General features: G+C 58.7%; 20 protein-coding genes. 2 read left to right on the top strand and 18 right to left on the bottom strand.

Annotated elements, in window-relative coordinates; all coding sequences use genetic code 11:
- From nuoF to AC2FJZ_RS02830, 15 genes are all read right to left on the bottom strand, one after another.
- A complete protein-coding gene (nuoF, locus tag AC2FJZ_RS02760) occupies positions 1-1,299 on the bottom strand; it encodes an NADH-quinone oxidoreductase subunit NuoF (protein ID WP_496775986.1) in 1,299 nt (432 codons plus the stop codon).
- 6 nt (positions 1,300-1,305) lie between these two features.
- Positions 1,306-1,533 carry a DUF5337 domain-containing protein gene (locus AC2FJZ_RS02765; protein WP_496775987.1) on the bottom strand — a complete coding sequence of 76 codons (228 nt, stop codon included), beginning with the start codon at positions 1,531-1,533 and terminating at the stop codon, positions 1,306-1,308.
- Positions 1,534-1,563: 30 nt separating this feature from the next.
- Positions 1,564-2,703 (bottom strand): NADH-quinone oxidoreductase subunit E, encoded by a 1,140-nt coding sequence (locus tag AC2FJZ_RS02770; RefSeq protein WP_496775988.1) that lies wholly within the window; start codon positions 2,701-2,703, stop codon positions 1,564-1,566.
- A complete protein-coding gene (locus AC2FJZ_RS02775; protein ID WP_496667858.1) occupies positions 2,703-3,926 on the bottom strand; it encodes an NADH-quinone oxidoreductase subunit D in 1,224 nt (407 codons plus the stop codon). Before AC2FJZ_RS02775 ends, AC2FJZ_RS02770 begins: the two co-directional genes overlap by 1 nt.
- Before the next feature lie 126 nt (positions 3,927-4,052).
- Positions 4,053-4,229 carry a hypothetical protein gene (locus tag AC2FJZ_RS02780; RefSeq protein WP_050602773.1) on the bottom strand — a complete coding sequence of 59 codons (177 nt, stop codon included), beginning with the start codon at positions 4,227-4,229 and terminating at the stop codon, positions 4,053-4,055.
- Positions 4,230-4,231: 2 nt separating this feature from the next.
- Positions 4,232-4,834, bottom strand: a complete 603-nt coding sequence (locus AC2FJZ_RS02785) for an NADH-quinone oxidoreductase subunit C (protein WP_050602774.1) — start codon at positions 4,832-4,834, stop codon at positions 4,232-4,234.
- An 11-nt stretch (positions 4,835-4,845) separates the two neighbouring features.
- Complete coding sequence (locus AC2FJZ_RS02790) at positions 4,846-5,379, bottom strand: NuoB/complex I 20 kDa subunit family protein (RefSeq protein ID WP_010442777.1); 534 nt, start codon at positions 5,377-5,379, stop codon at positions 4,846-4,848.
- Positions 5,370-5,735, bottom strand: coding sequence for an NADH-quinone oxidoreductase subunit A (locus tag AC2FJZ_RS02795; protein WP_050602775.1), 366 nt, complete (start codon positions 5,733-5,735; stop codon positions 5,370-5,372). The genes AC2FJZ_RS02790 and AC2FJZ_RS02795 overlap by 10 nt, the downstream gene beginning before the upstream one ends.
- Positions 5,736-5,928: 193 nt before the next feature.
- The gene (locus AC2FJZ_RS02800) at positions 5,929-6,711 is read right to left on the bottom strand and encodes a crotonase/enoyl-CoA hydratase family protein (protein ID WP_496775989.1); all 783 of its coding nucleotides are present in this window, start codon (positions 6,709-6,711) and stop codon (positions 5,929-5,931) included.
- A gap of 1 nt (position 6,712) precedes the next feature.
- A complete protein-coding gene (locus tag AC2FJZ_RS02805; RefSeq protein ID WP_050602777.1) occupies positions 6,713-7,564 on the bottom strand; it encodes a hydroxymethylglutaryl-CoA lyase in 852 nt (283 codons plus the stop codon).
- Positions 7,565-7,642: 78 nt separating this feature from the next.
- Positions 7,643-9,574 (bottom strand): acetyl/propionyl/methylcrotonyl-CoA carboxylase subunit alpha, encoded by a 1,932-nt coding sequence (locus AC2FJZ_RS02810; RefSeq protein ID WP_496775990.1) that lies wholly within the window; start codon positions 9,572-9,574, stop codon positions 7,643-7,645.
- 3 nt (positions 9,575-9,577) lie between these two features.
- Entirely contained in the window at positions 9,578-10,003 is a 426-nt protein-coding gene (locus AC2FJZ_RS02815; protein ID WP_496775991.1) for an ASCH domain-containing protein, read from the bottom strand.
- Position 10,004: 1 nt separating this feature from the next.
- Positions 10,005-11,609: a carboxyl transferase domain-containing protein gene (locus AC2FJZ_RS02820; protein ID WP_496775992.1), complete on the bottom strand. Its 1,605-nt coding sequence runs from the start codon at positions 11,607-11,609 to the stop codon at positions 10,005-10,007.
- On the bottom strand, positions 11,606-12,523 hold the full coding sequence (locus tag AC2FJZ_RS02825) for a hypothetical protein (protein WP_496775993.1): 918 nt from the start codon (positions 12,521-12,523) through the stop codon (positions 11,606-11,608). The genes AC2FJZ_RS02820 and AC2FJZ_RS02825 overlap by 4 nt, the downstream gene beginning before the upstream one ends.
- Positions 12,520-14,043 carry an AMP-binding protein gene (locus AC2FJZ_RS02830; RefSeq protein WP_496775994.1) on the bottom strand — a complete coding sequence of 508 codons (1,524 nt, stop codon included), beginning with the start codon at positions 14,041-14,043 and terminating at the stop codon, positions 12,520-12,522. The genes AC2FJZ_RS02825 and AC2FJZ_RS02830 overlap by 4 nt, the downstream gene beginning before the upstream one ends.
- Positions 14,044-14,179: 136 nt before the next feature.
- On the opposite strand from AC2FJZ_RS02830, the gene AC2FJZ_RS02835 reads away from it, so the two are divergent.
- On the top strand, positions 14,180-14,782 hold the full coding sequence (locus AC2FJZ_RS02835; protein WP_050602783.1) for an OmpW/AlkL family protein: 603 nt from the start codon (positions 14,180-14,182) through the stop codon (positions 14,780-14,782).
- A 51-nt stretch (positions 14,783-14,833) separates the two neighbouring features.
- Here the strand turns inward: AC2FJZ_RS02835 and AC2FJZ_RS02840 are convergent, their stop codons facing one another.
- The 3 genes from AC2FJZ_RS02840 to AC2FJZ_RS02850 all read right to left on the bottom strand — a co-directional run bounded on the left by AC2FJZ_RS02840 (position 14,834) and on the right by AC2FJZ_RS02850 (position 18,060).
- On the bottom strand, positions 14,834-15,997 hold the full coding sequence (locus AC2FJZ_RS02840; RefSeq protein ID WP_496775995.1) for an isovaleryl-CoA dehydrogenase: 1,164 nt from the start codon (positions 15,995-15,997) through the stop codon (positions 14,834-14,836).
- Between the two features lie 161 nt (positions 15,998-16,158).
- Positions 16,159-17,349 (bottom strand): DegT/DnrJ/EryC1/StrS family aminotransferase, encoded by a 1,191-nt coding sequence (locus AC2FJZ_RS02845; RefSeq protein WP_496775996.1) that lies wholly within the window; start codon positions 17,347-17,349, stop codon positions 16,159-16,161.
- Between the two features lie 39 nt (positions 17,350-17,388).
- Positions 17,389-18,060 (bottom strand): HAD-IA family hydrolase, encoded by a 672-nt coding sequence (locus tag AC2FJZ_RS02850; RefSeq protein ID WP_050602786.1) that lies wholly within the window; start codon positions 18,058-18,060, stop codon positions 17,389-17,391.
- A 134-nt stretch (positions 18,061-18,194) separates the two neighbouring features.
- Between AC2FJZ_RS02850 and glmU the strand changes: the two genes are divergently transcribed.
- Positions 18,195-19,550: a bifunctional UDP-N-acetylglucosamine diphosphorylase/glucosamine-1-phosphate N-acetyltransferase GlmU gene (gene glmU / locus AC2FJZ_RS02855; RefSeq protein ID WP_496775997.1), complete on the top strand. Its 1,356-nt coding sequence runs from the start codon at positions 18,195-18,197 to the stop codon at positions 19,548-19,550.
- Positions 19,551-19,554 lie beyond the last annotated feature (4 nt).

Consider the following 19,554-nt stretch of genomic DNA (forward strand, 5'->3'; position numbering starts at 1 on the left):
TTACTCCGCTGCCATCGCACCCATGCGACCCGATTTTTGGGCCTTGATGCGGTCCTCGATCTCTTCTCGGAAGTTGCGGATCAGGCCCTGGATCGGCCAGGCGGCGGCGTCGCCCAGGGCGCAGATCGTGTGACCCTCGACCTGCTTGGTCACATCAAACAGCATGTCGATCTCTTCCAACTCGGCCTCGCCGCGCACCAAACGGTCCATCACGCGCATCATCCAGCCGGTGCCTTCGCGGCAAGGCGTGCACTGGCCGCAGCTTTCGTGCTTGTAAAACTTGGACAACCGCCAGATCGCCTTGATGATGTCCGTAGATTTGTCCATCACGATCACAGCCGCCGTTCCAAGGCCCGAGCCCAGATCGTTGCGCAGATAATCGAAATCCATGATCGCGTCGCGCATGTTCTCACCGCGCACGCAAGGAACCGACGAGCCACCCGGGATCACTGCCAGCAGATTGTCCCAACCGCCGCGAATTCCACCGCAATGGGTCTCGATCAGGTCCTCGAAGGAAATCGACATCGCTTCTTCGACGACACAAGGGTTGTTCACATGGCCCGAGATCGCAAACAGCTTGGTGCCCGCGTTGTTCTGACGGCCAAAGCCTGCGAACCAATCGGCACCCCGGCGCAGGATGGTCGGCACAACAGCGATGGATTCCACATTGTTCACCGTGGTCGGGCAACCATAAAGGCCAGCGCCCGCCGGGAACGGAGGTTTCATCCGCGGCATACCCTTCTTGCCCTCAAGGCTTTCGATCAGGGCGGTTTCCTCGCCGCAGATATAGGCCCCTGCCCCGTGATGCAGGAAGATATCGAAATCCCAACCTGAACCGGCGGCGTTCTTGCCCAGCAGGCCCGCTTCATAGGCCTCATCAATCGCGGCCTGCAGCGCCTCGCGCTCGCGGATGTATTCACCGCGCAGGTAGATGTAGCAGGTATGCGCATTCATCGCGAACGACGCAATCAGGCAGCCCTCGATCAGCGTATGCGGGTCATGGCGCATGATCTCGCGGTCTTTACAGGTGCCCGGTTCGGATTCGTCGGCGTTCACCACCAGATAGGACGGACGCCCGTCGCTTTCCTTGGGCATGAACGACCATTTCAGACCGGTCGGAAAGCCAGCGCCGCCGCGACCGCGCAGGCCCGAGTCCTTCATCGTCTGGATGATCCAGTCGCGGCCCTTATCAATCAGGCCAGAAGTGCCGTCCCAATGCCCGCGGGCCTGCGCGCCTTTCAGCGTACGCTCATGCATCCCGTAGATGTTGGTAAAGATCCGGTCCTGATCCTTCAGCATCGCTAGTTACCCTTGGCTATCCTGACGCATGCGCCAGAGTTGAAAAATGTTGATGCCCGCATAAATGAATCCCGCCAAAGCGGCGAGATCAAACAGCAGAGCGTGCCGGGTCGTCAAACCCAGCGCGGGTCCAATGAACAGGTTCATCGCAAGCCAGATCAGCATGGTCACAGCTATGACCACTCCGATGTGTCGGCCCTTGCGGGCTATGGCTTGTTCGTTGTCCTTGTCCATTTTCCCCCGATGCCCCGGATGGGCATCCGCCTAGTCTTCGTACGTACCGTCTTCCTTGGCACGTTTGGCAAATTCGGTTTCTTCACCCGCAGCAAGCTTGGCCGCCTGCGCAATCCAGCCATCGCGTTCGATACGGCCTTTGAATTTCAACCGCGCATCGACCCAAACCACCTGTTCGGGTGTCCAGGCTGCGATCTGGTCGTAGTGATAAAAACCCAGTTCGTTCAGCGTCTCTTCCAGCTTGGGACCAACGCCTTTCAACAGCTTCAGGTCATCTGCCTTGCCGTTGCGTGCGGCGGTCAGAGTCTCGGGCTGGTCTTCTTTGACGTCTGCGGGCTTGGCATCGGCTTCTTTCGCAACAGGTTTGGCTTTCGCCTCAGCCGCTTGTTTCACTGCCGGTTTCGGAGCCTCGGGCGCTTTCGGAGGTTTTGCTGCCGCCGACGCACCCGCCTGCTTGCCATCCTTGCCAAGCCACGGCGTCAGGATCGGAACTTCGGTCCCGTCAATTCGCTTGACCGTGTCGCCCAGATCTGTCGCCAACTCAACGCTGGCGTTGTGTTGCGGCTTGCCAGCTTCATACTCGGACAAGCTGCTCAGCCCTTTCAGCGGCTCAGCCGCGTAGCGTCCGTTTTGAGGACCGGGCGTCGGCACCTTACCTGCCGCCAGATCGTCGATGATCTTGCCAAAGCTCTCGGCAGTCAGGTCTTCGTAGTAATCCTTGCCAATCTGCGCCATCGGCGCGTTGGTGCAGGAACCAAGGCATTCGACCTCTTCCCAGCTCAACTTGCCGTCGGCAGAGAGTTCATGCGGCTTGGCTGCGATCTTTTCTTTACAAACGGCAATCAGATCCTCGGCCCCGCAGATCATGCAGGAAGTTGTGCCGCAGACCTGAATATGCGCAACGGACCCAACCGGTTGCAGCTGAAACATGAAGTAGAACGAAGCGACTTCGAGCACGCGGATATAGGCCATGTCCAGCATATCCGCGACGGATTCAATCGCCGGGCGGCTGAGCCAACCCTGTTGTTCTTGCGCGCGCCACAGCAAAGGGATGACCGCGCTGGCCTGACGCCCCTCGGGATACTTGGTGATCTGCGCTTCGGCCCATTGCTGGTTGGCAGCGGTGAAGGCAAAGCTTTCGGGTTGTTCGGGATGCAGACGGCGGAGCATTAGCGGTCAATCTCTCCAAATACGACGTCCATGGTGCCGATGATGGCGGCGACGTCGGCCAGTTGGTGGCCTTTGGCAACGTGGTCCATGGCTTGCAGGTGAAGGAACCCCGGCGCACGCAGTTTTGCGCGGTAGGGTTTGTTGGAACCATCGGCGACCAGATAGACGCCGAATTCACCCTTGGGGGCTTCGACGGCGGCGTAAACCTCCCCTGCGGGGACGTGGAAACCTTCGGTGTACAGCTTGAAGTGATGGATCAGGCTTTCCATCGAGGTCTTCATGTCCGAGCGTTTCGGCGGGGTGATCTTGCCACGCGCCAGAACGTCGCCCGGGCAGTCGCGGATTTTGGCGATGGCCTGACGGATGATCAGCAGAGACTGGCGCATCTCTTCCATTCGGACGAGGTAGCGATCATAGCAATCGCCGTTCTTGCCGACGGGGATCTGGAACTCAAACTCGTCATAGCATTCATAGGGCTGCGCGCGACGCAGATCCCAGGCCAGACCCGATCCGCGCACCATCACGCCGGAGAAGCCGAATTTCAAAATATCGTCTTCGGTCACGACGCCGATATCGGCGTTACGCTGTTTGAAGATGCGGTTTTCCGTCAACAGGCCGTCGATGTCGTCCAGAACAGCGGGGAATTCGTGGCTCCACGCCTCGATATCGTCCAGAAGTTCGGGCGGCAGGTCTTGATGGACGCCTCCAGGTCGAAAATAGGCGGCGTGCAGTCGGGCACCACAGGCGCGCTCATAGAACACCATCAGCTTTTCACGCTCTTCAAAACCCCAAAGCGGCGGGGTCAGCGCACCCACGTCCATCGCCTGCGTGGTCACGTTCAGCAGGTGGTTCAGGATGCGCCCGATCTCAGAATACAGCACCCGGATCAGCGAACCACGGCGCGGCACTTCGACTCCGGTCAGCTTTTCGATGGCCAGACACCAGGCATGTTCCTGATTCATCGGCGCCACGTAGTCCAGACGGTCGAAATACGGCAGGTTCTGCAGATAGGTCCGGCTTTCCATCAGCTTTTCGGTGCCACGGTGCAGCAAGCCAATATGCGGGTCACAACGCTCGACGATCTCACCGTCGAGTTCGAGCACCAGACGCAGAACCCCGTGCGCCGCAGGGTGTTGCGGGCCGAAGTTGATGTTGAAGTTGCGGATCTTCTGTTCTCCGCTCAGCGCGTCCGTGCTGCCGTCATCGTATCTTGAGCCGTCCATCAACGCCCTCGTTTCTTCTTTGCCTCAGCCCGAACCCGGACTTTTTCAGCCTCAGCCGCTTTCGCCGCGGCCCCTGCAAGCAAGACGCCCAATGCGCCCAATATGATCAGTTCGCCCATTATCACGTCAGCGGCGCTCCATCTCTTGCAGTTTCATGGCCATCATCCACAGCAGGACAATAACAACCGGAGAGATGATACATGCAAACGCCCAGTTCTTGTTGATCCCGAAATGCGGCAGCAGCTTGAGCATCGGTACGACCGTCGCCACCACCAGAACAATCCAGATCAGGAACTCAAACATGATTACGTCTCCTGTTTTTCATCCCCTGGCAAAATGTAGTTCGCACCTTCCCACGGGGACATGAAATCGAATTGACGGTATTCCTGCACCAACGAGACCGGTTCATAGACCACGCGTTTCTGCGCCTCGTCATAGCGAACCTCGGTATAGCCGGTGGTCGGGAAATCCTTGCGCAGCGGATAGCCGCGGAATCCATAGTCGGTCAGGATGCGCCTCAGGTCGGGGTGACCCGAGAACAGGATGCCGAACATGTCGAACACTTCACGCTCGAACCAGTTGGCCGAGGGGTGAACATCGACGATCGAGGGCACCATGTCCTCTTCGCGGATCGACACCCGCAGGCGGATGCGCTGGTTCTGGTACATCGACAGGAAGTGATAAACCACATCGAACCGCTTGGCCCGTTCGGGATAGTCGACACCGGTGATGTCGACCAAAGTCGAGAACTGACAGTTGCGGTCGGATTTCAGGAATTCAATGAATTCCACAAGGTTCGACGGCGCAACATCCACGTTCAACTCATCATGGGTCACATCCCAGGACAGAACGCAATCGGCCCGCTTCAGTTCCAGCTGTGCGCCGAGTTCTTTGAGTGCTTCGCTCATCAGCTCTCTCCTCAGCGGACGATGGTGCCGGTACGGCGGATTTTACGTTGCAGCTGCATCAGGCCATACAGCAGCGCCTCAGCGGTCGGAGGGCAGCCGGGCACATAGATGTCTACGGGTACAACACGATCGCAGCCGCGTACGACCGAATAGGAATAGTGATAATAGCCGCCACCGTTGGCGCAGGATCCCATCGAGATCACGTAACGTGGTTCGGGCATCTGGTCGTAGACCTTGCGCAGCGCCGGGGCCATCTTGTTGGTCAGCGTCCCTGCCACGATCATCACATCCGACTGACGTGGAGAGGCGCGCGGCGCGATGCCAAACCGTTCCGCATCATAACGCGGCATCGAGGTGTGCATCATCTCGACCGCGCAGCAGGCCAGACCAAAGGTCATCCAGTGCAACGAACCGGTCCGCGCCCAGTTGATAATGTCCTCGGTCGAGGTCAGCAGGAACCCTTTGTCCTGCAGCTCGGCATTCAGGGCCTGGGTCGCGACTTCCTTGTCGACGCCGGCAGTGTTTGCACCCGTCATCACTCCCATTCCAAGGCCCCCTTCTTCCATTCATAGGCAAAGCCGATGGTCAGCACGCCCAGGAACACCATCATCGACCAGAACCCTACATCGCTGATATCCTTGAAGCCGACGGCCCAGGGAAACAGAAAGGCGATTTCCAGATCGAAGATGATGAAGAGAATCGATACCAGATAGAACCGGACGTCGAATTTCATCCGCGCATCGTCGAAGGCATTGAAACCACATTCATATGCGCTGACCTTTTCAGGGTCGGGATTGCGGACGGCCAGAACCACAGCAGCCAGAATCAGGACGATCCCAAGGCCCACCGCAACGGCCAGAAACACCAGAATCGGGAGGTACTCCCGCAGCAGGTCTTCCACGAATAGCTCCTTTCCTGCGCACGCCCCAAAACGGGTGCGCCGTCAATTGGCGTGTTGACTGGACATTCTCTATCCGCGCGGGGTCAGAGGGTCAACCGAACACAGCCCCCTTCGCCATCAAACCTTCGCTTGACAGCGCGGCATAGAATCGCAGCGAGGTTTCTTGCCAGGGCCTAGCGGATCTTTGTTAAACCTACCTATTCCATGCAGGTTTACGTTTTTCGAAAAACGCCGCAATGCCTTCGCGCGCCTCTTTCGTTTCCCAGCGTTCGACCAGTTCCCCAATGGTCTGATCGATCACGGCATCGTCAATGCGCGGACCCAGGGTTCTGATCAGCGCCTTGGCAGAGGCGACCGCGCCGGGCGCGCAAGACAAATAGGGGCGAATTTCATCTTCTATTGCATCCGAAAGCCGGTCTGCTGACACCGTCCTTGCCAGCAATCCCAGATCAACAGCCTCTGCAGCATCGAACAATCGGGCGGACATAAACACCCTGCGCGCACGAGCTTCGCCCATGCGGGCAATGACATAGGGCCCGATTGTTGCCGGGATCAGCCCTAGCCTTGTCTCGGTCAAACCCATTTTCAGACTGTCGATGCCAATTGCGACATCGCACACCGCGGCCATGCCCACACCGCCTCCGAAGGCATTGCCTTGCAGCGCCCCGATCAACGGCTTGGGCATTGTGTTCAAAGCCTGCAACATCTCGGCCAGCTTGCGCGCTTCCACAAACCGCGTCTCTTTATCAGCAGCCATCTGGTCCTGCATCCACCCCAGATCACCGCCAGCACAAAACGTCTTTCCGGCCGCAGCCAGAACGACCACTCGGACAGCATCATCTTTACCCAGTTGTGACGCAGCCTCGGTCAGTTCAGTGATCATTCGCCCTGACAAGGCGTTATGTTTGTCCGCCCTGTTCAGAGTGAGAATGGCAACACCACGCGCATCTGTCGAAATCGTTATGGTTTCAAACATGTCAGCCCCTTAGTGCCTTTGCCATCCGTGCAGCTTCTTCAACCACATCAAGGTCCAGCCCGGTCTCATATCCCAATCGCTGCAAATGCCCGGCGACGGCTTCGGTGGCTACATTGCCTTCAGCCCCTGGCGCATAGGGGCAACCGCCCAATCCGCCCGCGGCTGCGTCGAATACGCGCACACCCAGCGCGAGTGCCGCATCGATATTGTCAATCGCGCGACCATTGGTGTCGTGGAAATGCCCTGCCAGCCGCGTCACGGGAACCCTTTCGCGCACCGCCAGAAGCATATGCGCGATTTTGTCCGGCGTCCCCTGCCCGATCGTATCACCCAACGAGATCTCGTAGCAGCCCAGCGCAAACAACCGGTCCGCAACTTCGGCCACTTGCTCGGGCGGGGTCGGGCCATCGTAAGGGCAATCCGTCACGCATGAGACATAGCCCCGCACCGGCAGGTCGATATGACGTGCCGCTTCCAGGATCGGAATGAACCGCTCAATCGACTCTTCGATTGACGCATTGACATTGGCTTTTGAGAACCCTTCCGAGGCTGATGCAAACACCGCAATCTCGTCTGCCTTGGCGGCCAGCGAATCCTCATACCCGCGCATATTGGGTGTCAGGGCCGCGTAGCGGACCCCATCTGCGCGGGTAATCCCGGCCAGCACCTGCGCCGATCCCGCCATCTGCGGCACCCATTTGGGGGACACAAAGCTTGCTACTTCGATCCGACGAAACCCGGCACGGCTGAGACAGTCGATCAGTGCTACCTTGTCAGCAACTGGTATCTCACGCTTTTCATTCTGCAACCCATCGCGCGGTCCAACCTCATAAATTTCGACCTGATCGCCCATGTCTGTGCCCCTTCCAGCTGCATTTTGTTCTCAAAACGAATGATTCGACCGTGCCACGTGTCGCGACCCGGGTACAGATCACTCTTCCTCCAACCGCACCAAAGCTGCCCCGGCTTCGACCTGAGCGCCATCTTCGACCAGCACCTCGGCCACCACGCCATCGCGTGCAGCCAGCAGGGAATGCTCCATCTTCATCGCTTCAAGAATGGCCAATCGGTCACCCTCCTGCACGGCCTGACCTGCTGTCGCAAAGACCGCTTTGACCAGACCCGGCATTGGGGCCTCGATCACGTTGGTATCGCCCGTGGCACTGGCATCCCGGTCCAGCGGATCGATCAGGTCGAAGCTGCGTCCATAGTCCGCAAACACGGTCAGGGTCGATCCGCTGACTGAAACTTCGGGCATCGGCGTCTCGTTCAGTGCCCAGCGACCCGAGGTCCGCTCGGCCAAGACACGATCCTCTCCGATCTGCCAAAACTGGCGATCTGACCCGTCGACTTGCACATCCAGATCCAAGATTTCGCCCCCAGCAGACAGTTGTACAGCGCGATGCAACGGAGCCCATAGCGAGAACCCGGCTTCAGGTGCGACGTCCACAAGGTCCAAAGCCGTCATCGCGGCTGCAACGCTTGCCACGACCGAAGGTTCTGGTTCCTGCACCAATGCCTCAAGGTCACGTCCGATCAATCCCGTATCCACATCCCCCGAGGCGAACCCCGCGTGGCGCGTCAACGCGCCCAGGAAAGCCAGGTTTGTTACGGTGCCTGCCACTTCGGTTTTCTGAAGCACGCGGTGCAACGTCTCAAGTGCAACAGAGCGAGTCGGCCCATGTACCACCACCTTGGCAATCATCGGGTCGTACCAGGGGCTGATCGTATCCCCGGCCCGCACGCCACTGTCGGCACGGCAATTGACCGGGAAATCCAGATGGGTCAGCGTACCCGTCGCGGGCAGGAACCCTTTCGGAACGTCCTCTGCATAAAGCCGTGCCTCGAACGCATGGCCTTGAATAGACAGATCTTTCTGCTGCTTCGGCAAGCGTTCACCCGCCGCGACACGCAATTGCCATTCGACAAGATCGACCCCTGTGATCGCCTCGGTCACTGGGTGTTCCACCTGCAAGCGCGTGTTCATTTCCATGAACCAGAACCTGTCCGGGCGCAGCCCGTCCGAGGCATCCACAATGAACTCAACGGTGCCCGCGCCCTTGTAGCCAATTGCTTCAGCTGCGCGCACGCCCGCCTGCCCCATAGATTCCCGCATTTCACCCGTCATGCCAGGGGCCGGAGCCTCTTCGATCACCTTCTGATGTCGGCGTTGCAGAGAGCAATCGCGTTCAAACAGATGCACAGCATGGGTGCCGTCGCCAAAGACCTGCACCTCGATATGGCGCGGCTTGGCGACGAATTTCTCGACCAATACTGCATCGTTGCCAAACGCGGTCTTGGCCTCGCCTCGTGCGCTGTCCAGCGCGGCGGTGAAATCCTCGGGCCGTTCGACCAGCCGCATCCCTTTACCGCCACCGCCTGCAACGGCTTTGATCAGAACCGGATAGCCGATGGTATCCGCCGCGCCAGCCAAATGCTCAGGGTCTTGATTGTCACCGTGATAGCCAGGGACCACTGGAACACCGGCTTGCTCCATCAGAACCTTGGCGGCATCCTTGAGGCCCATCTTGCGGATCGCGTCCGCCGAGGGGCCAATGAAGGACAGACCCGCCGCCTCAACCGCATCCACAAAATCGGGGTTTTCGGACAGAAAGCCATAGCCGGGATGGATCGCCTGCGCGCCGGTCTCCAGCGCCGCCTGAATGATCACGTCGCCCTTCAGATAACTCTCCGCCGGGGCCGCACCGCCGATATGCACGGCCTCATCCGCCATCTGCACATGCTTGGCCGAGGCATCCGCGTCCGAATACACAGCAACGCAGGACACACCCATCTTTTGGGCCGTTTCCATCACCCGGCAGGCAATCTCGCCCCGGTTGGCAATCAGGATTTTATTGAACATTGTCTACTCCTCAACCGCCAGATCTTCGACAAGGTGGAACCGTTCACAGAGCAATTCCATCTTGGCATCAAACCCGCCATTGCGCTCGAAATACCGGCGGTGGTTTTCGCGCCAGTCTTCCAGGGTCTCATTCTCGCCTTCGGCCAACGCAAAGTCTTCGGCCACGTCGCAATATCGACAGATCGACACGTCAACCTTTTCGATCACCAATGCCGGGCGATCATCCCATTCCAGAGCGATATCCCGCCGCCCCACTACCGGCGTCGCAGAACTGCCTTCAGGGTAGTCGCGTAAAGCACCGCAAGTCGCCGTTTTCCGACCTGTTCGCACGAGACGCAACAGCTCAGAGCTCAATGAAGCATTGTCGCCAAATTTGAAGGTCTGCGCGCCCGGATAGCGCGCCATTACATCATTCAAAGAAACGCTCATCTTACATCCTGAACACGCCGAAACGTGTCTCCTCAATGGGTGCGTTCAGCGCAGCACTCAGCGACAAGGCCAGCACGTCGCGGCTTTTGCGCGGGTCGATGATGCCGTCATCCCATAGGCGGGCCGAAGCAAAGAGCGGGTGGGACTGCTCCTCAAACATCTCCAACGTCGGCCGTTTGAATTCGGCCTCTTCCTCGGCGGACCAAGTGCCACCCTGCCGTTCGATCCCGTCGCGTTTGACAGTGGCCAGTACGCCCGCCGCCTGCTCACCGCCCATCACGGAAATCCGCGAATTCGGCCATGTCCACAGGAACCGGGGCTGATAGGCGCGTCCGGCCATACCGTAGTTTCCAGCCCCAAACGAGCCCCCCACCAGCATCGTAACTTTTGGCACCGAGGTCGTTGCCACCGCCGTCACCAACTTGGCCCCGTGCCGTGCGATACCTTCGTTTTCGTATTTCCGACCGACCATGAAGCCGGTGATGTTCTGCAGGAACACCAGCGGGATTTTGCGCTGCGAACACAGTTCCACGAAATGCGCACCCTTCTGGGCGGCCTCGGAAAACAGCACGCCATTGTTGGCGATGATTCCGACGAGGCAGCCTTTCACATGGGCGAACCCGGTTACCAGCGTCTCGCCGAACCGAGGTTTGAATTCATCAAAGCGCGAGCCATCAACCAGGCGCGCGATCACCTCGCGGATGTCATAGGGCGTGCGCAGGTCAGCTGGGACCACGCCGAGGATTTCCTCGGGGTCGTAGGCCGGGTCTTCAGGGCTGGCCCAATCCACGGTCTGCAGTCTGCTCAGGTTCAGCGACCCAACCGCGCGGCGGGCCAGCGCCAACGCATGGGCGTCATCCTCGGCCTGATAATCCGCCACACCGGACAGGCGGGTGTGCACGTCTCCGCCGCCCAGATCTTCGGCGCTGACAACCTCGCCCGTTGCGGCCTTGACCAGAGGCGGCCCGGCCAGAAAAATCGTGCCCTGCTCTTTCACGATGATCGTCACATCGGACATCGCAGGCACATAAGCGCCACCCGCCGTGCACGACCCCATCACCACAGCGATCTGCGCAATCCCCTTCGCGCTCATCCGCGCCTGATTGTAGAAGATACGGCCAAAGTGGTCGCGGTCGGGGAAGACCTCATCCTGATTGGGCAGGTTCGCACCACCGCTATCAACCAGATAGATGCAGGGCAGATGGTTTTCCTCGGCAATCTCCTGCGCGCGCAGGTGTTTCTTGACGGTCATTGGATAATAGGTGCCGCCCTTCACGGTGGCGTCGTTGCACACCACCATGACATCGCGCCCTTGCACCCGGCCAATGCCCGCGATCACCCCGGCACAAGGCGCGGCATCGCCATACATTCCATGCGCCGCCGTCGCCCCGATTTCGAGGAACGGAGACCCCGCGTCCAACAGGTTCGCCACCCGGCGGCGCGGCAGCATCTTACCTCGCGATCCATGCCGTGCCCGGGATTTCTCGCCGCCGCCCATGCGGGCTGCTTCAGCGGCAGCAGAGATTTGGGCCAGTGCGTCCAGATGGGCTGCGCGGTTTGCCTTGAAGCCCTCAGAGGCGGGCACGGCTTTGGATGTGAGCTTCATTGTCCCTGTGTTCCTGTTTTCCTAAATTTGAATTTGAACTTCTGCCTTTTTACGGACAGGCCGGTTTCAAAGTCACTTGGGAGAGTAACGTTAACTTGTGCCTCCCCTCTCAAAACCGCTGTTCTGACATTGCAAATCGAATGAAGGAGCAACGAAACAGCCATGAGACGCTTCAAGTCCTGCTCTGAATTCAACTCTTCGGTTCCGAAAGACACAGAGAAGTCCCCATTCTTGCTTTCGTACCAATCCACCCAATTCAGCCCATCGACCACTTCATTGAGTGGACCAAAAGCGCCGATTTCGTTTTTGAGTTTCAACGCAACACCAGCACCAAAATACGTGGGTTTACCATGTTTGAAGGCATTTATTGCGCCGCGCTCCGAAAGCAGACTAACTTCCTCAACTATCAGCTGCTGGATTTCCCCAAGAGTTTCAGAACCCAACTGATGCGTAGTCCCAAATAGTTGGTAAGAAAGCCAGTCTTGAAAAGACAATGATTGTCCATCCAATGCAACCTCAAACCCTGCAGGCACTTTCTGATCACTCAGTGCCCGATAGACCTCGGCCAACTGCTTTTCGCGGATGATTGATGCGATTCTAGCAAATGGTCCGAAATCTGAGCCGCACAAGATAAACAACACTAAGGTTTCTGAGGAAAAGTGGCGCAACGCCCTGATAGTATGCGTGGCATATTCCTCGTAGTGATCGCGCGATTTCTGAAGTTCACTAAGCAGGGAATGATCGTTTAGCACCTTTCCGGAAACGACGTCCTGAATTTGCAGGTTGCTCGGAGTTGCTTTGCTCAGACATTCAGCTAGCGTCCAGAAATAAAACGGATCAAATTCGGAATAGAACTTCCGATCTACGTCCTTCAGAAAACGCCGCATGTCATCGATGGGGTCATCGAAGTTCATAGCACTTCCCCCGCCGCCCGCGCCTTCAATTCCTTCCGGATCACCTTCCCCGTCACGGTCATCGGCAATTCCTCCAGAAACGCGACCTCACGCGGGTAGGAATACTGCGCCAGACGGTCTTTGACCCAATTCTGCAACTCCCGCTCCTCTGCCTCAGCCCCCGGTTTCAGCACCACATAAGCCTTCACGATCTCGGTCCGCAGCGAGTCGGGCTTGCCGACCACACCCACCGTCGCCACGGCCGGGTGGGTCAGCAGGCAATCCTCGATTTCGGCCGGGCCGATGCGGTATCCGGCCGAGGTGATCACGTCATCATCGCGGCCAACGAAGCGCAGATAATCCCCCTCCCACACGCCGCGGTCGCCGGTGATCAACCATTCGCCCCGGAACTTCTCAGCCGTCGCCTCAGGTCGGTTCCAGTATTCCAGCAGCATCGCGGCTGAACCGCGCCGGATGGCCACGTCGCCTTCCTCGGTCGTCGGGTTGCCGTCATCGTCGATCACCGCAACCTCATGCCCCGGCACCGGCTTGCCGATGCAACCGGGCTGAACGGGAAAGTCCTCGGCACAGGATGACACGACCATGTTGCATTCGGTTTGGCCGTAAAACTCGTTTATGGTCAGGCCAAACGCTTTTTGCCCCCAGGCCAGCATCTCGGCGCCCAAGGGCTCTCCGCCAGAGGCGACCGAACGCAGGCCGGGAATCCCCTGATCGGCTGCTTTCAGCATCCGCAACGCCGTGGGTGGGAAGAACACGTTGCGCGCCCCGCCGCGCGCGACAATATCGGCGCAGGCTTCGGGCGTGAATTTCTCAAGCCGCGCCGCGACCACGGGAATACCAAGCGCCAGGCCCGGCATCAGCACATCGAACAAACCACCGATCCACGCCCAATCCGCCGGCGTCCAAAGGCAATCGCCCGAACGCAGATGATTATGGCTGATCGAAACACCGGGCAGATGCCCCGTCAGCACCCGATGCCCGTGCAGCGCGCCCTTGGGGCTGCCGGTGGTGCCCGAGGTATAGATCAGCACCGCAGGGTCCTCGGGGCCAGTGTCGGCGAATGGAATAGGCGCGCCAGCCTCAGCTATTTCCGATGCAATCAGAGCCTCAACCAGATCGCCCAGAAGCGCAGCCCCTTCGGCATCGGTCAGCACAATCTTGGCACCCGCATCACCGACCCGCGACCGCAGGGCATCCTGTTTGAACAGTTTGAACAACGGGACAGAGATCGCTCCGATCTTCCAGATCGCCAGATGCGCCGCGGCGCACCAGGGGGACTGACTTAGCAGCACGCCGACACGGTCTCCGGGCTGCACACGGTGCAACAGTGTGCGGGCAAGATCGTCCGTCATCTGGGTCAGCTGACCATAGGTGATATTGCACGCGTCCGAACCGGTCAGATCAATCAGCGCCACCTGATTGTCGGGACGGCGCAGGCATTGCCGCGCCATGTTCAATCGCTCAGGTACGTCCCAGCCACCCTCTGGGTGCAATCCCGGTATGCGTTCAGTGTTTAACACCTAAAATTCCCGTTATATTTCTGATGCTTAACTGGTTTTTATCCAGCCTCGCAGTCACCGAAATTTGATGCAGATCAGAGCGAGGCGGACACCGCTCTGCGACTTCGGTCCCATCAACAGAACCAAAGGCAACAATATGACTAAGAAACTCGCCGCATTGACCCTGTCCACCGCGCTGCTGGCGATGGCCGCCCCTGCGTTTGCCCAATCGCAAGGCGATTGGACCGTTGGCGTTGGTTTGGGCTATCTGGACCCGAAATCCGACAACGGCACGATCGCAGGCGCGCCTGCCACGATCGACGCAGATACGCGCCCGATCTTCACCGCTGAATACTTCATCCGTGACAACCTGGGCATCGAGCTGCTGGCCGCGACGCCGTTCAAACACACCATCGCCCTGGGCGGTGTTGATGCGGCCACGGTAAAGCACCTTCCGCCCACCCTTTCGGTGAACTATCACTTCCCGACCAACAGCGCTTGGAAACCCTATGTGGGTGCCGGTTTGAACTACACCATCTTCTTTGACGAACAAACCGCTCTGGGCGATCTCAAAGTCGATGACTCCTTCGGTGTCTCGCTGCAGGCCGGTCTGGATTACATGGTCAGCGACAACGGCGCGGTCCGCCTGAACGTACGCTGGTTCGACATCGACTCGGACGTGTCGCTGAACGGGACCAATATCGGCACCGCAGAAATCGATCCGTTCCTGGTCGGCGTTTCCTACGTCCATAAGTTCTGATCCCATCTTCAAAGCGCCCCGCGGTTCCCTCGTCTGCGGGGCGTTTTTTCCTCAGAGCATTTTGCTCATCATTTCACGACCAATCAGCATCCGGCGAATCTCGCTGGTGCCTGCACCAATTTCCATCAGCTTGGCATCCCGGAAAATCCGGCTGACTGGTGAATCCGACAGGAACCCCGCCCCGCCCAGCGCCTGAACAGCCTGATGCGCCTGCACCATCGCCTGTTCTGATGCATAGAGGCAGCAGGCCGCCGCATCCTGCCGGGTCACATCACCCCGGTCGCACGCCTTGGCGACCTCATAGACATAAGCCCGCGCCGAATTCATTGCGGTGTACATGTCGGCGATCTTGCCTTGCATCAATTGGAAGCTGCCGATGGGTTTGCCGAACTGTTTTCGCTCGGCCAAATAGGGCATCACCTCATCCAGACAGGCCGCCATGATGCCGGTGCCGATCCCGGCCAGAACAACACGTTCATAGTCGAGCCCCGACATGAGCACGGCAACGCCCTTGCCTTCTTCACCCAGCACATTCTCGAATGGCACTTCGACATCTTCGAAGATCAGTTCAGCTGTATTCGATCCGCGCATCCCCAACTTGTCGAAATGGGGTGAGGTCGAAAACCCGTTCATCTCTTTTTCGATTAGAAAGGCCGTGATGCCCTTGGACCCGGCGTCGGGGTCAGTCTTGGCGTAGACGACCAGAGTATCCGCGTCCGGCCCGTTGGTGATCCAGTATTTATTGCCATTCAGGCGGTAGTGATCGTTCCGCTTTTCAGCACGCAGCTTCATCGACACAACGTCCGATCCGGCCGACGGTTCCGACATGGCCAGCGCGCCGACATGCTCGCCCGAGATCAGACGCGGCAGGTATTTCTGCTTCTGCTCATCGGTGCCGTTCAGCTTGATCTGGTTCACGCACAGGTTCGAATGCGCCCCGTATGACAGAGATACCGACGCCGACGCGCGCGCGATTTCTTCAACAGCAATCGTATGCGCCAGGTAGGACATCTCAGCACCGCCATATTCTTCGGGCACGGTGACACCCAACAGGCCAAGCTCTCCCATCTCTTTCCACAGTTCGTTCGGAAAGGCATTGGTCGAGTCGATTTCAGCCGCCATCGGCTTAACCCGTTCCTGCGCCCAGCGATGCACCATCTCACGCAGGGCATTCACATCCTCACCCAGATCAAACTTCATCGTGGCCATGAACATCTGCGTCTTCCCTCCGCGTTAATGAACAAGTGTTCAATAAACAAGTATCAGCGAATTCCTGCCCGGTCAATCTTTGTGAAACACCGCAAATGCAAAACGCCGCCCAAACGGGGGCGGCGTTGCAAAAGATTGAGCGTACGCCGCAGGCGCACTCTGCTGAGTTATGATTGGTAAACCGCTCCTACTTCAGTGCGGATGATGCGGGCAATCAGTTGGCAGTCCTCAATCGAAAAGGTCAGTGGCACGCGCATATCCATGACACCAGCCAGAACACGATCACTTTCAGGCATACGCTCACTGTCGAAATACCGCCAACTGTCATAACGCGACGTAAACCCGGATGGCTCTGCCCCTCCGAACCATTTCAGTTCGACACCACGCGCCGCGCAACGGCTGAGGACGTCGGCAATCCTCTCAGGTGACCAATCCAGCAGCAAGAACTGGATCGAAGACCCGACATAGGTTTCCTCCTTGGGCCGCTCAACAATGGTCAGGCCCGGAGTGCCGCGCAATCCGGCCTCAAGCGCGCGATAGCGCTCGTTCCATCGTTCCACCTGCCGGTCCAGATCCCGCAATTGCGGACGCAGGATCGCCGCGCGTAGATTGTCCATCCTGCCAGACACGTTGGGCGTCGTATACTTGATCCGATCGAACACCTCGGGTCCTGGTGCGGCAAGATGGCGTTCATACAGCATGTATGACCCCGACAGCATGGTGGCCTTGGCCGCCAGCTCCTCATCATCGGTGACCAGTAAACCGCCCTCGCCCGAGTTGACATGCTTGTAGGTCTGGCAAGAAAAACACCCGATTGCGCCCTGCCGCCCCGACAACTGACCGCGCCAGGCCGCACCCATCGTATGCGCGCAATCTTCAATCACGATTACCCCGGCGGCGTCGCACATCTGCATCAGCCGGTCCATGTCACACAGATGCCCGCGCATATGGCTGAGCATCAGCACGCGCGCCTGATCCAGCTTGCACTCAAGATCATCCAAATCGATAGTCAGGTTTTCCGTAACACCCACAAAGATGGCCCGCCCCCCGACCGAGGCAATCGACCCCGGTACCGGTGCCAGTGTGAACGCGTTTGTCAGAACCGGATCACCGGGTTGAACGCCGACCGCGCGCAAGGCCGTGGCCAGTGCATATCCGCCAGAAGACACAGCCAAACAGTATTTCGCCCCCATCTGAGCCGCGAATTCCTGCTCTAGCAGGGCCGTTTCCCCCAATTCGCCTGGGGCCACGTTATATCGATGCAAACGCCCATGACGCAGAACGACCAAAGCCGCCTCAATCGCATCTTCGGGAAGGGGTTCCTGCTGCGTGAAATTGCCAGAGAATTTTTCGGTCATAGTTTTGTTCTTAGGCTCCGACTGGATCCGGTCAAGGTTTCAGGCTGCCGCACCTATCAGATCGGGCACGAGGCCGGGCAAATCGTCAAAATGGTGCAGCAGGGCTTCTGGCTCCAGTGCCGCCATATCATCCCCCGATGGACCAAAGGTCACCAGAACCGAAGGCACCCCCGCTGCTTTGGCGGTATTGCGGTCGGTATCCGAGTCACCGATCAGCACGCACCGATCAGGATCACCCCCGGCGCGACGCGCCGCTTCGCGCAGCGGAGCCGGATCAGGCTTGCGCACCGGCAGCGTATCGGCCCCGACCAATGAGGCAAAGCGGTCTCGTACCCCCATGCGGGTCAGCAACAATTCGGCCAGATGTTCCGGTTTGTTGGTGCAAATGCCCACACCGTAACCTGCACTGCACAGCATTTCGACCGCCTGCAAAGCGCCGGGATAGAAACTGGTGTGGGTGTCGATATCCTGCGCATAGGCCTCTAGCAGAACTGGATAATAGGCGTGGACGGTGTCCTCATCATAGGCCCCAACGCGCTTTAACCCCTGGGTCAACATCATGCGCCCGCCACGCAGTGCTATACCGGAATCCGGCCCGTGGACCAGTACATCGCCATGCCCCATTTCGCGAAAACAATGGTTCGCCGCAGCCAGCAAATCGCCCGATGTATCCGCCAAAGTGCCGTCCAGATCGAAAATGACTGTACGCATTTAGCCTCCTTGTTCGGCAGGTTTTCGCCGTGTCCTGTTTCAATCGGCAATCTTGTTTGATGGCCGAACGACTTGCGCCTTTGCCCTCAGCGGATAAAACGGTCCGCAACAAAACACAAAGAGAAAACGATTTCATGAGCACTGCCCTTGTCATCCTCGCCGCCGGAAAAGGCACCAGGATGAATTCGGATCTTCCCAAAGTCCTTCATCCCATCGCGCAAGTTCCGATGCTTGTCCACGCGATGCGCGCCGGGTCTGTCCTGTCGCCCGAGCGGACGGTGATCGTCACGGGCCATGGGTCCGAAGCTGTGGCAAAGGCTGCGAAGGCAGAGGATGATACCGCTCAGATCGCGGTTCAGGAAGAACAGCTTGGCACCGCGCATGCCGTCGCGCAGGCACGTGAGGCCTTGGCAGGGTTCCGTGGCGACGTCATCGTTCTGTACGGCGACACGCCCTTCATCGACCCGTCGACTCTGGAACGTATGATCGAGGCACGCGAATCCTTTGATCTGGTCATGCTGGGCTTTGACATTGCCGAAGTTCAGCCCCGGTACGGGCGGCTGATCATGGACGGTGATCGGCTGGTCGAGATTGTCGAATACAAGGACGCCACTGAAGAACAGCGCGCCATCCGCTTTACCAACAGCGGTTTGCTGGCCTGCGATGCCGACTTGCTGTTCGACCTGATCGATCAGGTCAGCAATGAAAACGCATCAGGCGAGTATTATCTGACCGAACTGGCTGCTTTGGCAAATTCACGTGGACTGAATGCCACCGCGATCAAGTGCGACGAGGCGGAAACCCTGGGTGTGGATTCGCGCGCAGATTTGGCCGCCGCGGATGCAGAGTATCAAGCCCGCGCGCGCGCAGCTCTGCTGCAACAAGGTGTTACATTGATGGCCCCGGAAACGGTGTATCTGGCGGCCGACACAGTGATCGGGCGGGACACGGTCATCGAACCCAATGTGGTGTTCGGGCCCGGCGTCACGGTTGAAAGCGGCGCGACGATCCGAGCGTTTTCCCATCTGGAAGGTTGCCATGTTAGCCGTGGTGCCATCATAGGGCCCTATGCCCGACTACGCCCCGGCGCCGAACTTGCGGAAAACACGCGGGTCGGGAACTTCGTCGAGATCAAGAATGCCGAAATCGCCGAAGGCGCGAAGATCAATCACCTCAGCTATATCGGCGATGCATCGGTCGGTGCCGCAACAAACATTGGCGCGGGGACGATCACCTGTAACTATGACGGCGTGATGAAGCACAAGACCACCATCGGTGAGAACGTCTTTATCGGGTCGAACACCATGCTCGTAGCCCCGGTCACTGTGGGTGATGGCGCGATGACCGCGACGGGCTCCGTCGTGACCAAGAATGTGGACCCTGACGCGTTGGCTGTTGCCCGCGCCAAGCAGGAAAACAAACCCGGATACGCGCGCAAATTGTTTGATATGTTAAAGGCGAAGAAGGCTCGCCGCGATAAAAAGGCCTGAGAAT

The organism is Ruegeria sp. CDSA079, from assembly GCF_059612245.1.

Coding starts and splice junctions, on each gene's coding strand:
- nuoF (WP_496775986.1), bottom strand. CDS start 1,299: ATGCTGAAGGATCAGGACCGGATCTTTACCAACATCTACGGGATGCAT.
- AC2FJZ_RS02765 (WP_496775987.1), bottom strand. CDS start 1,533: ATGGACAAGGACAACGAACAAGCCATAGCCCGCAAGGGCCGACACATC.
- AC2FJZ_RS02770 (WP_496775988.1), bottom strand. CDS start 2,703: ATGCTCCGCCGTCTGCATCCCGAACAACCCGAAAGCTTTGCCTTCACC.
- AC2FJZ_RS02775 (WP_496667858.1), bottom strand. CDS start 3,926: ATGGACGGCTCAAGATACGATGACGGCAGCACGGACGCGCTGAGCGGA.
- AC2FJZ_RS02780 (WP_050602773.1), bottom strand. CDS start 4,229: ATGTTTGAGTTCCTGATCTGGATTGTTCTGGTGGTGGCGACGGTCGTA.
- AC2FJZ_RS02785 (WP_050602774.1), bottom strand. CDS start 4,834: ATGAGCGAAGCACTCAAAGAACTCGGCGCACAGCTGGAACTGAAGCGG.
- AC2FJZ_RS02790 (WP_010442777.1), bottom strand. CDS start 5,379: ATGGGAGTGATGACGGGTGCAAACACTGCCGGCGTCGACAAGGAAGTC.
- AC2FJZ_RS02800 (WP_496775989.1), bottom strand. CDS start 6,711: ATGTTTGAAACCATAACGATTTCGACAGATGCGCGTGGTGTTGCCATT.
- AC2FJZ_RS02805 (WP_050602777.1), bottom strand. CDS start 7,564: ATGGGCGATCAGGTCGAAATTTATGAGGTTGGACCGCGCGATGGGTTG.
- AC2FJZ_RS02810 (WP_496775990.1), bottom strand. CDS start 9,574: ATGTTCAATAAAATCCTGATTGCCAACCGGGGCGAGATTGCCTGCCGG.
- AC2FJZ_RS02815 (WP_496775991.1), bottom strand. CDS start 10,003: ATGAGCGTTTCTTTGAATGATGTAATGGCGCGCTATCCGGGCGCGCAG.
- AC2FJZ_RS02820 (WP_496775992.1), bottom strand. CDS start 11,609: ATGAAGCTCACATCCAAAGCCGTGCCCGCCTCTGAGGGCTTCAAGGCA.
- AC2FJZ_RS02825 (WP_496775993.1), bottom strand. CDS start 12,523: ATGAACTTCGATGACCCCATCGATGACATGCGGCGTTTTCTGAAGGAC.
- AC2FJZ_RS02835 (WP_050602783.1), top strand. CDS start 14,180: ATGACTAAGAAACTCGCCGCATTGACCCTGTCCACCGCGCTGCTGGCG.
- AC2FJZ_RS02840 (WP_496775995.1), bottom strand. CDS start 15,997: ATGTTCATGGCCACGATGAAGTTTGATCTGGGTGAGGATGTGAATGCC.
- AC2FJZ_RS02845 (WP_496775996.1), bottom strand. CDS start 17,349: ATGACCGAAAAATTCTCTGGCAATTTCACGCAGCAGGAACCCCTTCCC.
- AC2FJZ_RS02850 (WP_050602786.1), bottom strand. CDS start 18,060: ATGCGTACAGTCATTTTCGATCTGGACGGCACTTTGGCGGATACATCG.
- glmU (WP_496775997.1), top strand. CDS start 18,195: ATGAGCACTGCCCTTGTCATCCTCGCCGCCGGAAAAGGCACCAGGATG.